This window comes from Deltaproteobacteria bacterium (assembly GCA_016180845.1).
Taxonomy (GTDB): Bacteria; UBA10199; UBA10199; order JACPAL01; family JACPAL01; genus JACPAK01.
The window spans coordinates 43346-57017 of the sequence record JACPAK010000004.1 but is presented as its reverse complement, the minus strand read 5'-3'; the positions used below and the strand labels follow the sequence as shown (position 1 = coordinate 57017).

Sequence of the window (13672 nt, the reverse complement as noted above, 5' to 3'; positions counted from 1 at the left end):
CTTCTCCTGTCTAAAAGAGTCGCGTGTTCAAAAAAATTCTCATTGCCAATCGAGGTGAAATCGCGGTCCGCATTATTCGCGCCTGTCGGGAGCTTGGGATCCGGACAGTTGCTGTTTTTTCGGAGATCGACCGTGAGGCGCTCCATGTTCGGTTTGCCGATGAGGCGTATCGGATCGGTCCGGCACTGGCTGCCGAAAGTTATCTCAATATCCAAAAAATTTTGGAGGTAGCGAAGAGATCGGGGGCTGAAGCGATCCATCCCGGTTATGGGTTTCTCTCTGAGAACGCCGATTTTTCGGAGGCCTGTCGCAAACTAAAGATAAAATTTATCGGTCCTTCACCTGAATCAATGAGGAAGCTTGGAGACAAGATTTCTGCGCGGAAGGTGGCACAGTCGGTTCGGGTGCCGGTCGTCCCCGGGATGGAGAGCCCGCTCAAAGATTTTCCAGAGGCTAAGGAGGTCGCGAAAAAATTTGGGTACCCGGTTCTTTTGAAGGCGCGTGCCGGAGGGGGAGGGAAGGGAATGCGTCGGGTTGATGCCGCACATGAGGTGGAATCCGCCTTTCGCCTTGCCTCGTCGGAGGCGAAACAGTCGTTCGGTGATCCCTCGCTTTATCTGGAGAAGTATATCGAGGGGCCACATCACATCGAGATCCAGATCCTGGGAGATCGTACGGGAAAGATTATCGCTTTGGGTGAGAGGGAGTGTTCGATCCAGAGGCGCCATCAGAAGATCGTCGAGGAATCGCCGTCTCCATTTCTAAAACAGGCAACCCGAAAAAAAATGATGGCGGCGGCGGTGAAGATTGCCAAGGCGGCACACTATGAAAATGCCGGCACGCTCGAATTCCTCGTCGATAAAAATCAGAATTTTTATTTCCTTGAGATGAATGCGCGGCTTCAGGTCGAACATCCGGTGACGGAGGCGGTGACCGGGATTGATCTGGTCAGGGCGCAGATAGAAATTGCCGCTGGTGCAATACTTGGGGCGGGTCCTGTCTGGGGGTTCCGCCCACCCGTGCTCACCCGTTCCGCTCGGGCGGGCGCCCGACCCCCAGCCACCCGCCCCCAATACCACGCCATCGAATGCCGCATCTATGCCGAAGACCCGGACAATAATTTTCTTCCTTCGCCGGGGCGGATCGAGGAGCTCAGAAACCCAGAGGGGCCTGGGATTCGGGTCGATACTGCAGTGACGAGCGGTTCAGAGATCTCCGTTTATTATGATCCGATGATTGCGAAATTGATCGCTTGGGGGAATTCTCGTGAAGAGGCGATCCAGAGGATGAGACGTGCCTTGCAGGAGTACCAGATTTTAGGAGTGAAGACGAATCTCTGCTTTCATGAGGCGCTTTTGGCCCACCCCCAATTTCAAAAAGGTTCCTATGACACCGGTTTTGTGGAACGGGAACTTTCAAATCTGAAACGCGAGATCCACACCGGTTATGAAGAGATCGCGAGGATTGCGGTGGAGATTCATCGAAAATGTAGGGGCGCTGCTTGCTGCGCCCAAGAGAGGGGTCCAGCAAGCGGGACCCCTACAGAATCCCCATGGAAAACCACCGCCCGTCAGGAGGGTTTGCGTTGAAGGAGAAAGAGAATAACCAGCCCCAAAGGGGCGTTGAGGGGGGGACCCAATCCGGCTTTGCCGGTTGGGGGGGCGACGCGAGCCCTTCGATTGATTATCGAGTCCTCGGTCCGGGGCATTATTCGATCCTTGTGGACGGCCATTCCTACGAGGTCTTTGTCCGGGAGAAGAATGGTGGATATCAGGTCGATCTCAAGGGTCATTTGATAGAGGTCCTGCCGGTCGGTGAGCTCGGAAAGGGCCCATCCGTTGCCGCTGTACAGAGCGGGAAGGTTAAATCTCCGATGCCCGGGCGCGTGATCGGAATCAAGGTGACCGAGGGAGATGTTGTCAAGCAAGGGGATGGGCTTATTGTCGTCGAGGCGATGAAGATGGAGAACGAGCTGGCCTCTCCGAAAGCGGGGAAGGTGTCGAAGATTGTCGTGAAGGTTGGTCAGACGGTGGAGGCGGGGCAGGAACTGGTGGTGATTGAATGAAAAAGATCGATTACGAAACAGAGCTTAACAACCCCGGTCAGTTTCCATTTACCCGAGGCATTTACGAAACGATGTATCGTGGTCGTCCCTGGACGATGCGGCAGTACGCCGGGTTTGGCGATGCACGTGAGACGAACGCGCGATTCAAATATCTCCTCGAGCATGGTCAGACCGGTCTCTCGGTCGCCTTCGATCTGCCGACGCAGATGGGATATGACTCCGATCATGCGATGGCGAAAGGAGAAGTCGGTCGTGTCGGTGTGGCGATTGATTCGATAGAAGATATGGATCTGCTTTTTGATGGGATTCAATTGGATCAGGTCTCTACTTCAATGACAATCAATGCGACCGCATCGATCCTTTTAGCACTCTATCTTGCTGTGGCCGATCAGCAAAAAGTCTCGTGGGACAGGCTTCGCGGGACCGTCCAGAACGACATCTTAAAAGAGTATATCGCTCGCGGAACTTATATCTATCCCACAGGACCGTCACTCCGGATCATCACCGACCTGATCACCTTTTGCCAAAAGAATGTCCCGAAATGGAACGCGATCAGCGTCTCCGGATATCACATGCGAGAGGCGGGATGTACGGCAGTTCAGGAGGTCGCCTTCACGCTCATGAACGGAAGGACGTATCTGGAAGAGCTGATAAAGGCTGGTGTTTCCGTCGACGATATCGCCCCTCAGATCTCATTCTTTTTCGGCGTGCATAATGATTTTATTGAAGAGATTGCAAAATTCAGGGCGGCGCGTCGCCTTTGGGCCCGGCTCGTGAAAGAACGATTCAAGGCAAAAGAGGATAAATCATGCATGCTCCGGTTTCATGCCCAGACCGCGGGATGTACGCTGACCGCGCAACAGCCGAGGAATAATATTGTTCGGGTCACGCTTCAGGCGTTGTCGGCAGTTTTGGGTGGTTGTCAGTCCTTGCATACCAATTCCTACGATGAGGCGTTGGCGCTCCCGACAGAAGAATCGGCCCATATTGCGCTTCGAACACAGCAACTGATCGCGAGTGAATCGGGTGTCATGAATACCGCCGATCCTTGCTGTGGTTCTTATGTCATCGAGCAGAAGACGAACGAGATTGAGAGTGCGGCTAAAAAGCTGATGGACAAGATCGATCAGATGGGGGGGATGCTTCGGGCGGTCGAGTCCGGTTTTGTCCAGCGAGAGATCCAGGAGGCGGCGTTTCAGTATCAAAGGGAGATTGAGGAAAAGAAGCGGATTGTCGTCGGTCTGAACGAGTTTCGGCTCAAAGAGGAGACTGCTCCAAAGATCCATCGGATTGATCCAAAAATTGAGGAAGAGAAAAAAGAAAGACTGAAGAAATTTCTAACCTCTCGTGATGAGAAGAAGACAGAGAAGATTTTGAAGACTCTTGAAGAAAAGGCGAATGGAAAAGAAAATCTGATGCCGGTCCTCATCGAAGCGGTGAAATCCAAGGCGACGCTTGGTGAAATTTCCAATTCTCTCAGGAAGGTGTTTGGGGAGTATCGAGAGAATGTGGTCATTTAAGGTTGCAGGTTTTCCGGATTCATCCGATTCAGAAGAATGAGCACACGTTGCCAGACATAAGGTCCTGGGGGCCATTGGCCCCACTTAAGCGGGCTCGGGATGATTGAGGCGAGGAAGGCTGCCTCAGCTGGAGAGAGTTCGATCGCTGATTTTTTAAAGTAATGTTGTGAGGCCGCCTCGGCGCCGTAAATATGGTCTCCCCATTCAATAATATTCAGGTAAATCTCAAAAATCCGGTTTTTGGAGAGGGTTTGCTCCAGAACCCAGGCGATCACAATTTCCATCAGCTTCCGGGGAATTGTTTTTCCCGGAGAGAGGTAGAGGTTTCGCGCCACCTGCATCGTGATTGTTGAAAAACCTCGATGGAATTCGCGTTCCTCGATATTTTTCTTCAGAGATTCGACGAACTCGTGAAAATCAATCCCGTTATGCCCATAGAAAGAGGCGTCTTCAGCGACAATCACAGCCCTTTTGAGAAAGGGAGAGATCCTCGAAAGTGGCACCCAGGTCTGGTGGATCGGGGTTCCTCGTTGCTGCATGAGTGCGGTCGGGCCAGGATTCTTTTTTTTGAGTGAGATCATGTCGTAGGAAAACCACCCAACGACAAGTCCAAAGACAACAATCAGGATCAGGATAATTTTCTTTTTCATTTTTTCTTTTCGATAAGGCGGATCACGATGAGGGAGATCTCATAGAGCCCAAGGAGTGGAAGGGCCAGGAGGAGTTGAGAGACGACATCGGGGCCGGGGGTTAAAACTCCGGCAATAAGAAAGGCGAGGACGATCAGGTAACGTCTCGCCGAGGCGAGTTGTCGACGATTGACAATCCCGATTTGTGCCAGAAGGACGAGAATGAGGGGGGTTTCAAAGATCAGACCGAAGATGAAGAGCATCCGGATGATGAACCCCAGATAATCCTTCATCACCGGGAGGAGCGTGATGTCGGTCCCCTCGAGTGCGGTCACAAAAAATTTGAATCCGATCGGAAAAATGACAAAATATCCGAAAAATCCTCCGCCCACAAAAAAGAGGGTCGAGAAGGCAACAAAAAGGAACGCGATCTTTTTTTCGTTTCGATAAAGTCCTGGGGCGATGAAAGACCAGAGTTGATAAAAAATGACAGGGAGGCTCAAGAAAAATCCGGTCAGGAGTGAGACCTTTAGATAGGTAGTCCAGGCCTCGAGCGGTGAGGTCGCGATAAAATGGGATCCCCAAGGCAATGTCGTGAGAAGCGGTTTCTGAAGGAGGCGAAAGATGCTTTTCGAGAAGTAGAGGGAAACTCCCATCCCGACCACGATCGTCACGACGGAGCGGATCAGGCAGGTCCGGAGTTCCTGGAGATGCTGTGTGAGGGTGAGTTTCTGTTCGCTCATTTGATTTCGGATTTGATATCGTCGATCGCTTCCTTCAATTTTTTCACCGCTTGCCCGAGGGTGGTCGCGATTTGGGGGAGTTTCTCCGGCCCGATAAAAATCAGGGCAAGGGCCAAAACAACTAAAAGTTCTGAGGTGCCGAGACCGAACATGGAAAGTGGTATAACGAATAGGGTTATGGTAGGTCAAATAGTATGAGTCAAACGGCGGTTATTTGGGATGAACGTTATCTGCTTCATGACACCGGTCTTTATCATCCTGAGCGGCCGGAACGGTTGCTTGCCATCAAGCAGGTTCTCGATAAAAGCGAAATTGGGAAAAAGCTGATTCGTCTCGAACCCCGTCTCGCAATTCCGGAAGAGATCGCGTTGGTTCACGATTTTGAATATGTCCGAAAGATTGAGACAACGGCAGGGCACGACATTCAACTCGACCCTGACACGCCTGTGTCGCCGAAATCGTGGGAAGCGGCCTGTCTGGCGGTGGGGGGGATGTTGGTGGCGGTTGATTGGGTGTTGGAAAATCCCCCCAGCCCCCCTTTTTCAAAGTGGGGTAAGAGGGGAGCTCGTAACGCCTTTGCCTTCGTGCGTCCCCCCGGCCACCATGCCGAGAGGGCCCGAGCGATGGGGTTTTGCCTCTTTAATAATGTGGCGATCGCCGCCGAATATGCGTTGCGAAAACCGGGGATCAAAAAGGTCCTGATTGTCGATTACGATGTCCATCATGGGAATGGAACCCAGTGGTCGTTTTATGATCGCCCCGATGTCTTTTATATCTCCACTCATCGGTATCCTTTTTATCCGGGGACTGGGGCCCGAAAAGAGGAGGGGAAGGGAAAAGGGAAGGGGTACACGCTGAATGTCCTCTTTCCCGGTGGGGAAGGGGATGAGGAGTATCTCACAGCCTTTGATAAACAGATTATTCCTGTGATGAAAGATTATCAGCCTGATCTTATTTTGGTCTCGGCAGGTTATGATGCGCATCGCTTGGATCCCCTTGGGGGGATGAATGTGACGGCCGACGGGTTTGCCCAGATGACAGGAAAAATTTTGGAGGTAGCAGAGAAAACGTGTGGCGGTCGCGTCGTGATGGTCTTGGAGGGGGGATACAGTCTCGAGGGGCTTTCAGAGAGCGTTGAGGCCTGTCTTAAAATCCTTCAAACAGAAAATCGATCCCCCGGCTCTTAGGGGTTCCGGCGACAGGGAATTCTTCCTTTGATTTCTTCTTCATTGCCGTGATTGACGATCCACCGGTCATTGAATCGATTTTTGCGAGGTCGAGTGTTGAAGGGACGGGAAACTCCCTGATCGCGGTATCCTTCAAGACCTCCTTCATATAATCCAGCCAAATCGGTGCGGCGACGATACCCCCCGTTTTTTTAGGACCGAGGGATTTCAAGCTGTCATAACCAACCCAGACCCCGGTGATCAGATCGGGGGTCGTTGCAATAAACCAGGCATCCGACTCCTCATTTGTCGTCCCTGTCTTTCCGGCAGTGGGTCGGCCCAATTCCCTGGCTCGGTAACCGGTCCCTCGTTCGATCACATCTTTCATCATATGGATCATGATGAAGGCGGTCTGAGGGGTCATCACACGTCCTTCCGGGATTGTTCCCCCGTAGAGAATTTTCAATTCATCCATCGAGAGTTTCAATTTTTTTTCCTCGATCGTCTTGGCCCCTTCTTCCATCAATCGGGTCTTGATCGACTCCGGATCTGCCTTCGAGACCGCCTCGAAAATTTTCTCAGGATCAGGGGAGGGGGGCTTGTTTTCTTCCAGAACCTTTCCCGTAGAATCAACAATCTTGAGAATGAAAATGGGATTGGGACGAATGCCGCCCGCCGGAAAAGTGGCGTAGGCACGAACAAGCTCTTGCAGGGTGACTACATTAGCCCCCAGGGCCGAGGAGAGATACTTTTGCAGAGGAGAAACAATCCCTAATTTATGGGCATAGCCGATGGTGTAATGGATTCCGATATCGTGCATGACCTTGACGGCAATCACGTTCACGGAATGCGTGAGGGCGGAACGAATCGTCATCGGGCCATTGAATTTTTCCCCATAATTTCGGGGACTCCAGTATTCGTCATTCCCAATCTCGTAAGTGACAGGGGCATCCATGACGATCGTGTCAGGGGTGTACCCTTTGTCGAGGGCGGCCGCGTAAAGGATCGGCTTAAAGGCGGAGCCTGGTTGGCGCAGCGCCTGGGTCGCTCGATTGAACTCGCTTCTGTGGTAGTCATAACCCCCGACGATTGCCTTCACTTCATGAGTGAGTGGGTTCATGGAGAAAAGGGCCCCTTCGATTTCAGGCTCCTGATCGATTTTGAAATAGTCCCCCACCTTTCGTACCCAGTAGACTTCTCCGACACGGGGGGTACGATAGGCGCGTCCTCGATCTCGTCCCAGGATTGTGCCTCGAACATGTCCAATCAGAACGATGGCATTGTCTTGGGAATCAACCTTGAGGATGATCCCACGATAATATTTCCCCTCACGAATCGGAACGACCGCCTCAGGTTTTTTTTCCGGAACGGGAAAAGAAAAAGGAATTTCTTCCTCCAGGATAAGAGTCTTATGAATCGAATCTGCATAGGCCGGGATCTCTTCGGTTTTAAGTTTTCCTAGAGGTCCCCGAAACTCTTTTTGGTGATCAAATTCTTCCAGCCCCTTTTTGAGTGTTTCTTCGGCGATCTTTATAGCTCGCAAGTCAGCGGTGGTATAGATCTTGAGGCCTTTTTGGTAGAGGTCAGCACCATATTTTTCCTCAAGGGCCCTTCGCACATGTTCGACAAAATAAGGGGCATAACCAAGGTTATATTCTTTGTCGGTCCCATGATGATAAATCTGAAGCGTTGTTTTGAGCGCCTCATCCATCGCCTTTTTTTTGATGTAGCCGTTTTCGAGCATTCGAGACAGGACATGGAACTGTTTCCGGCGTGCCTGTTCAGGATTATTGATCGGCGAGTAGTTGGTAGGAGCCGAGGGAAGACCCGCAATCAAGGAGATTTCGGCGAGATTGAGATCCTTGAGCTCCTTTTTGAAATAGTTTCTCGCTGCCGCGGTAACTCCATAGGCTCGATTTCCGAGATAGATTTGGTTCAGATAGAGGTAAAGAATTTGTTTTTTAGTGAGATTTTGTTCAATTTGAGTCGCGAGGAGCGCCTCTTTGATTTTTCTTTCTAATTTTTTTTCACGGGTGAGCAGCAGAGATCGTGTTACCTGCTGTGTGATGGTCGATCCTCCCTGCACAACGCGGCCCGCCCTGAAGTTTTCAATAAATGCCCGAACGATACTTCTCAAATCAACACCACGATGTTCCCAAAATCGTTCATCTTCGCTTGCGATAAAGGCGTTGATCACCAACTCAGGAATTTGCTCATAGGGGACGAGGAATCGGCATTCTTGCCAGAACTCGCCAATTTTTGTTCCATCAAAGGCGTAGACTTCACTGACGATGGGGGGGTGATAATCGGTGAGAGTGCCAATCTTTGGAAGATCTCTTGCGAACTTGAAGTACAAGGCCCCTGCGGCAATCAAGACAAGGAGAAGGGCACTTCCAATAAGTGTGGAAATAATTTTAATAAGCCGTCCAATACCTTCGAAGAGAGAGGGAGTAGAGCGCATAAAATTTTTTAAGCTTGATTTCTTTGTCAGGCAGTGTAATTCGCTTAACTCATGAAATCAATACTCACAATCGCAGTTCTCCTTGCTTTCCTCGGATGCAGCTTCGAGAAGAAGGGGGAAACACCACAGGCCGAGCAGCCAGCAGTTGAGCAACCAGCTCCCGAGGCGGCACAACCAGCAGCCCCGGAAGCTCCCACAGCTGATCAGCCTCGAGAAGTTCCTCCTCCTCCAGCGGCTCCGCAGCAGTAGGGGATCCATAGAGGATTAACTCCGGAACGCCTTCGAGACGTAATCATCGAAGATCGAGCCGTGTTTTTTGAATTCCTTCTGGTAAATTGTCAGGAGGCGGCTGACCAACCTCTTAGGGTCTGGATCCATGACGATTTTAGCGCCGGTTTGTTTCACACGGCAGATGTCAAGGATCGTTTCGATCTGATCGGCGATTCCTCCGGTGTCTTGCAGGACGCCTATCAGTTTGCCTTCGTCATAGGCGATAGCAAATTCACCAAGCGTGCCTGACCTCCCACCAATAATAATAACAATCTCCGAAGAACGAATATTGACAACCTCTCGTCCCATGAGACCTGAGCCGGTATAGATAAGAACGTCATGATAACGGGTTGGGGCGTCATATTTCTGGACATGTTCGAGCAGGGAAAGGGCTGGCGAAATGCCGATCACAAAACCCCCCGCCTTTTTGACCCCTTTTGCTGAAAGATGGGGAAGTCCGGGGCAGGCCCCGGTGACAAGGATACAATCTTTTTCAGCGATCGCCTTCCCCAGTTCGATTGCCTTTGTTTTTTGAATGCGGGTCAGTTTCTCTGTCGCTGAGCCCATCACCCCTATTTTTAGCTTCATAAGAACTTTCATTTATTTAATATTTTGTGATAGGGCAAGAAAAATGAAGATTGCTGTACTCACAGGTGGTGGCGATTGTCCGGGACTCAATGCAGCGATCCGTGCAGTCGTTCGGCGAGGGGAATCGTACAGCTACAAAATCATTGGTGTCCGCGAGGGTTGGCGTGGTTTTGTCGATCAAAACTTTATCCCGTTCGATCGCGAGAAGATTACCGGCATCCTTCCATTGGGGGGAACGATCCTGGGGACCTCCCGGACTAATCCCTACAAAGATTCCAAGACGATGGAGAAGTTTAAGACAGGTTTCACCGCGAGCGGTTGCGATGTTGTGATCGCGATTGGTGGGGAGGATACGCTTGGGGTTGCTTCGAAGCTCAGCCAGGACGGATACAAGGTGGTAGGGATACCAAAGACAATCGATAACGACCTCGAGGAGACTGACTTCACGATCGGTTTTCAGACTGCTGTCGCGATAGCTGCCGAGGCGATCGATCGGATCCATACAACTGCCGAATCTCACAACCGGGTCATGGTGGTGGAGGTGATGGGGCGGCATGTCGGTTGGCTTGCGACCTATGCCGGTCTTGGAGCGGGGGCCGATGTTATTTTGATTCCAGAAAGACCATTTCACCTGGACGACGTTTGCGGGATCATCCGCAAGAGGACAAAAAATGGGAGGCGTTTCAGCATCGTGGTCGTTGCGGAAGGGGCCAAAATGGTTCGCAAAGAAGGGGAGGAGACTTTTCTCGCCTCAAGTCGGAAGGACGAATTCGGTCATGTCCAACTCGGAGGGATAGGGGCGGTGCTTGCGAAAGAGATCGAGGCAAAGACTGGATACGAGAGTCGTGTGACGGTGCTGGGTCACGTTCAACGGGGAGGTACCCCCGTGGTAGCTGACAGGATTCTGGCGAGCCGTTTTGGTGTTTTTGCCGTCGATTGTATTCAGAAAAAGAATTTTGGTGTCATGACCGCCCTGAAGGGAAATCAAATTGTAGCGGTTCCGCTGGAGACGATAGTTGGTCGACTTAAGACCGTCGATTCGGAACTATTTTCAATCGCCGAAGTTTTCTTCGGCTAGGGGGATTTCGTTGAATCCAAAGATTAAAGAGGAAGTCATTGCGATCTCGGTTTCATTCCTCTTGGCGGTGGGGAAGGGGCTTGCCTCGTTCTGGACCGGTTCTCTCGCCTTGGTGGCCTCTGCTCTCGACTCCCTCATGGATTTTTTTATCTCGAGTATCAATTTATTCTCGTTAAAGGTTGCCGATCGTCCCCCCGATGAGGACCACGCCTACGGTCATGGCAAGGCGGAGGCGATCGCCGGTTTTTTTCAATCTCTCGTGATTCTCGCATCGGTCATTGCGCTGGTTTACGCCAGCGTACAAAGATTTCGGGGAGGGGTTCCCCTTCAACACTTAAGTGGAGGGATCGGTATTGTTCTCCTCTCGATGGTGGTTGGATATTGGTTGAGTTGGCGTCTCCAGAGGCAGGCTGCTTCAACCGGTTCTGTTGTTCTGAAGACCGATTCCCTTCATTACGCGATGGATCTCTACGCCTACGGTGGGATCCTTCTTTCTTTTTTTCTGATCAAGTTAACCGGCTGGGTCTGGCTCGATGCCATCGTTACTTTTCTGATCGCTTTGTATATTGCCGTGCTGGCGTTTCGTGTCGGCAAACAGGCAGTCGATGAACTCATGGATAGAGAGCTCCGCCCTGAGATCCGGCAAGCGGTGGAAGAGATCGTCAAGCGGTATTATCCCGAGGTCTTGGGGATGCACAACTTTAAATCACGCCATGCTGCTTCAAAGCGATTTTTGCAGTTTCATTTGGTTCTCAAGAAAGAACTTTCTTTCGAGCAGGTGCATGAACTCGAGGAAAGGATCGCGGGAGAGATCCGTCGCGAGTTGGGGAATGTTCATGTGACGATTCATGCCGATCCGGAAGGGACCGGACTGGATCAAACCGATTTGATGTGAGTTCTCAAGTTGATTTATGAGCCTTCTTTTTTCCCGAATCTGTCTTCAAGGTTTTTTCTTCTGGCTTGCGTATGACCTCTCTCGTTTTCCTGTCATTCCTTTATATGCCCAGAAACTGGGATTGCCGCCAGAGGCGATCGGTTTTGTGGTCGCTGCTTCAACGATGACCGGCATTTTTGGAAAGATGCTTTCAGGGGCCCTTTCCGATTCGCTGGGTCGCAAGGTGATGATGGTGGTTGCTTGTTTTGTCGCCACCGTTCTCCCAACCCTCTATTTTTTCGCTGATTCAGCAACTTCGCTCATTGTCATTCGGGTCTTTCATGGTTTGGGGACGGCGATCATGGGACCGGTCGGACGTGCCTTTGTTGCGGATATTGTTCCAGCAAACCGGCGAGGGAACTGGCTCTCAACCTATACCGCTTCGACAAACCTGGGAACGATGGCCGGCCGATCCCTCGGTGGATTCTTGCTCTTCTGGGGTGGTTTCTTCTATCCCTTTATCGCGAGTGCCGTGGCGGGTCTTGTTGCCCTTGGATTGGCGCTTCAATGGTCTTCTGACCAACGGCACGGTTTTGAATGGAGGCCCTTGATTCAACGGATGGGAAAAGGTTTTCGAGAGGTCGGATCGAATCTCTCCATACTGATGACAAGCCTGATCGAAGCGATTCAATATCTGGCTGTTGGGGTGGTTGATGCCTTTCTCCCTCTGTATGCAAAGGGGGTGGGGCTTCTCGAGTGGCAGATCGGCCTTCTGTTTGGTGTCCAGATGGGGACGACGCTGCTTCTAAAACCTTTAATGGGGTACCTGTCTGATCAGTTTGGGCGGAAGCCCCAGATTATTTTGGGGCTTATTATGGGAGGGCTTGTTCTCTGGAGAATTCCTTGGGAGACGTCGTTCACTTTTCTTTGCCTTCTGGTCATCATTTTTGGAATTTCCGTCGCCCTGACGACTTCGGCAACTACCGCCCTGATTACCGATCTTTGTGAGAGGGAACATTATGGGGCCGCCCATGGGGTCTTCGGGACTATTCTCGATATAGGGCATGCTACAGGGCCGATTTCAGCCGGTTTCCTTATCGCCTCCCTCGGGTATCGACCGGGATTTGCGATTTATTCGGCCATCTTGATTCTTGCTTCTCTTTTGTTTTTAGTTTTGGTAAAGCCGAGACAGTCGTGACTTCTAAACAACTTTCCATAGCCGCCTTTTTTATCCTCCTCATTCTGATCCTGATTCAACTTTTCAAGGTCTTCGATCTTTTCCTGGTTCCCATTATGTGGGCGGTCATCCTGGCGATCGCTGTTTTTCCTGTCTACCGGTGGTTTTTAAAAATTCTGCGTGGAAAGAAAACGGTTGCCTCTTTGATCGTGACGCTTCTTGTGATTGTTGTGACCACAGGACCGATGGTCTTCTTTTCGGGGGCCCTTGTTCGCGAGGTCCTTGGTTTTTATACCCAGGTGGCTGCATGGATTCAGGAGAGGGGAAAGGGGCTTTCCTGGGAGTGGCTTGCCACTTCCCCTTTTGGGGGTCTTTGGCTGCAGATTCAGGAAAAGACGGCGGCCCTGAACATCGAAGTGGTCCCGCTGACCGTCAAATTTCTTCAAAAAATGACGAATCTTATTGTGGGGCAATTGGAGCAGGGGGCCAAAAACTTCTTTGTCTTTGTCTTTGATTACCTGATCACCATTATGACCCTCTTTTTCTTTCTTCGAGATGGCGAATCAATGACAAAAGGGCTCAAGGATATGTTCCCGATGTCGATGGAGCATAAGGAGGCGGTTTTGGGAAGGATCGAGCAGACAGTTTCCGCAGTGGTTCGTGGTGTTGGCTTGACAGGGATTACCCAAGGCGTTTTAGCAGGTCTCGCCTTCTGGATATTGGGGATCCCCTATCCGCTTTTTCTGGCCCTTTTGATCGCCTTTCTCGCCTTTCTTCCGATTGGTGGCGCCGCGATGATCTGGATCCCTTCTTCTGTTTACCTCTATTTTCAGGGATCCTGGGGGAGGGCGTTGATCCTGTTTCTCTACGGTACGTTGGTGATCAGTATGGTGGATAATTTTCTAAAACCGCTTCTGATCGGAGAGAAGACACGGCTTCCGATCCTCTTCCTCTTTTTCGCGATCCTTGGTGGACTCAGTTTTTATGGTTTTGTCGGGATTTTTCTTGGCCCTGTCCTTGTCGCCCTGTTTTTGACGCTGATCCAAATCTATAAAAAAGAATACCCCAGCGGCTCTTAGGAAGGATTGTCTTTCTTTTGCA

Annotated in this window: 14 protein-coding genes; 9 read left to right on the top strand and 5 right to left on the bottom strand. The window is 51.1% G+C overall.

Features of this window, described 5'->3' with window-relative positions; genetic code table 11:
* Positions 1-23: 23 nt before the first annotated feature.
* From HYT76_07270 to HYT76_07260, 3 genes are read left to right on the top strand one after another with little or no spacing between them, the layout of a single operon-like run.
* Positions 24-1589: an ATP-grasp domain-containing protein gene (locus tag HYT76_07270; protein MBI2083356.1), complete on the top strand. Its 1566-nt coding sequence runs from the start codon at positions 24-26 to the stop codon at positions 1587-1589.
* Complete coding sequence (locus tag HYT76_07265) at positions 1553-2065, top strand: biotin/lipoyl-binding protein (GenBank protein ID MBI2083355.1); 513 nt, start codon at positions 1553-1555, stop codon at positions 2063-2065. The genes HYT76_07270 and HYT76_07265 overlap by 37 nt, the downstream gene beginning before the upstream one ends.
* Positions 2062-3585, top strand: coding sequence for a methylmalonyl-CoA mutase (locus HYT76_07260; protein MBI2083354.1), 1524 nt, complete (start codon positions 2062-2064; stop codon positions 3583-3585). Before HYT76_07265 ends, HYT76_07260 begins: the two co-directional genes overlap by 4 nt.
* On the opposite strand, the gene mtgA is transcribed toward HYT76_07260, so the two are convergent.
* Genes mtgA through HYT76_07245 form a run of 3 tightly spaced genes read right to left on the bottom strand, consistent with a single transcriptional unit; the run spans position 3582 to position 5109 of the window.
* Positions 3582-4235, bottom strand: a complete 654-nt coding sequence (mtgA, locus tag HYT76_07255; protein ID MBI2083353.1) for a monofunctional biosynthetic peptidoglycan transglycosylase — start codon at positions 4233-4235, stop codon at positions 3582-3584. The two genes, HYT76_07260 and mtgA, sit on opposite strands and share 4 nt — an antisense overlap.
* Complete coding sequence (tatC, locus tag HYT76_07250) at positions 4232-4957, bottom strand: twin-arginine translocase subunit TatC (GenBank protein ID MBI2083352.1); 726 nt, start codon at positions 4955-4957, stop codon at positions 4232-4234. Before tatC ends, mtgA begins: the two co-directional genes overlap by 4 nt.
* The gene (locus HYT76_07245) at positions 4954-5109 is read right to left on the bottom strand and encodes a twin-arginine translocase TatA/TatE family subunit (GenBank protein MBI2083351.1); all 156 of its coding nucleotides are present in this window, start codon (positions 5107-5109) and stop codon (positions 4954-4956) included. The genes tatC and HYT76_07245 overlap by 4 nt, the downstream gene beginning before the upstream one ends.
* A gap of 42 nt (positions 5110-5151) precedes the next feature.
* Between HYT76_07245 and HYT76_07240 the strand changes: the two genes are divergently transcribed.
* Entirely contained in the window at positions 5152-6144 is a 993-nt protein-coding gene (locus HYT76_07240; protein MBI2083350.1) for a histone deacetylase, read from the top strand.
* Here HYT76_07240 and HYT76_07235 read toward each other — a convergent pair.
* Entirely contained in the window at positions 6104-8584 is a 2481-nt protein-coding gene (locus HYT76_07235; protein MBI2083349.1) for a PBP1A family penicillin-binding protein, read from the bottom strand. The two genes, HYT76_07240 and HYT76_07235, sit on opposite strands and share 41 nt — an antisense overlap.
* Positions 8585-8635: 51 nt before the next feature.
* Between HYT76_07235 and HYT76_07230 the strand changes: the two genes are divergently transcribed.
* Positions 8636-8833 (top strand): hypothetical protein, encoded by a 198-nt coding sequence (locus tag HYT76_07230; protein ID MBI2083348.1) that lies wholly within the window; start codon positions 8636-8638, stop codon positions 8831-8833.
* 15 nt (positions 8834-8848) lie between these two features.
* On the opposite strand, the gene HYT76_07225 is transcribed toward HYT76_07230, so the two are convergent.
* The gene (locus HYT76_07225; protein ID MBI2083347.1) at positions 8849-9442 is read right to left on the bottom strand and encodes a hypothetical protein; all 594 of its coding nucleotides are present in this window, start codon (positions 9440-9442) and stop codon (positions 8849-8851) included.
* A gap of 43 nt (positions 9443-9485) precedes the next feature.
* Here HYT76_07225 and HYT76_07220 point away from each other — a divergent pair, with 43 nt between their 5' ends.
* The 4 genes from HYT76_07220 to HYT76_07205 are packed head-to-tail and all read left to right on the top strand — an operon-like array spanning position 9486 to position 13650.
* Complete coding sequence (locus HYT76_07220; GenBank protein MBI2083346.1) at positions 9486-10520, top strand: 6-phosphofructokinase; 1035 nt, start codon at positions 9486-9488, stop codon at positions 10518-10520.
* Between the two features lie 10 nt (positions 10521-10530).
* Positions 10531-11415: a cation transporter gene (locus HYT76_07215; protein ID MBI2083345.1), complete on the top strand. Its 885-nt coding sequence runs from the start codon at positions 10531-10533 to the stop codon at positions 11413-11415.
* Between the two features lie 16 nt (positions 11416-11431).
* Positions 11432-12592, top strand: a complete 1161-nt coding sequence (locus HYT76_07210) for an MFS transporter (GenBank protein MBI2083344.1) — start codon at positions 11432-11434, stop codon at positions 12590-12592.
* Positions 12589-13650 (top strand): AI-2E family transporter, encoded by a 1062-nt coding sequence (locus HYT76_07205; protein MBI2083343.1) that lies wholly within the window; start codon positions 12589-12591, stop codon positions 13648-13650. The genes HYT76_07210 and HYT76_07205 overlap by 4 nt, the downstream gene beginning before the upstream one ends.
* Positions 13651-13672: the final 22 nt, after the last annotated feature.

What these genes read in the sequence shown, in the direction of transcription:
- mtgA (MBI2083353.1), bottom strand. Translation starts at nt 4,235, where the DNA reads ATGAAAAAGAAAATTATCCTGATCCTGATTGTTGTCTTTGGACTTGTC.
- HYT76_07230 (MBI2083348.1), top strand. Translation starts at nt 8,636, where the DNA reads ATGAAATCAATACTCACAATCGCAGTTCTCCTTGCTTTCCTCGGATGC.
- HYT76_07220 (MBI2083346.1), top strand. Translation starts at nt 9,486, where the DNA reads ATGAAGATTGCTGTACTCACAGGTGGTGGCGATTGTCCGGGACTCAAT.
- tatC (MBI2083352.1), bottom strand. Translation starts at nt 4,957, where the DNA reads ATGAGCGAACAGAAACTCACCCTCACACAGCATCTCCAGGAACTCCGG.
- HYT76_07240 (MBI2083350.1), top strand. Translation starts at nt 5,152, where the DNA reads ATGAGTCAAACGGCGGTTATTTGGGATGAACGTTATCTGCTTCATGAC.
- HYT76_07210 (MBI2083344.1), top strand. Translation starts at nt 11,432, where the DNA reads ATGAGCCTTCTTTTTTCCCGAATCTGTCTTCAAGGTTTTTTCTTCTGG.
- HYT76_07245 (MBI2083351.1), bottom strand. Translation starts at nt 5,109, where the DNA reads ATGTTCGGTCTCGGCACCTCAGAACTTTTAGTTGTTTTGGCCCTTGCC.
- HYT76_07225 (MBI2083347.1), bottom strand. Translation starts at nt 9,442, where the DNA reads ATGAAGCTAAAAATAGGGGTGATGGGCTCAGCGACAGAGAAACTGACC.
- HYT76_07265 (MBI2083355.1), top strand. Translation starts at nt 1,553, where the DNA reads ATGGAAAACCACCGCCCGTCAGGAGGGTTTGCGTTGAAGGAGAAAGAG.
- HYT76_07235 (MBI2083349.1), bottom strand. Translation starts at nt 8,584, where the DNA reads ATGCGCTCTACTCCCTCTCTCTTCGAAGGTATTGGACGGCTTATTAAA.
- HYT76_07260 (MBI2083354.1), top strand. Translation starts at nt 2,062, where the DNA reads ATGAAAAAGATCGATTACGAAACAGAGCTTAACAACCCCGGTCAGTTT.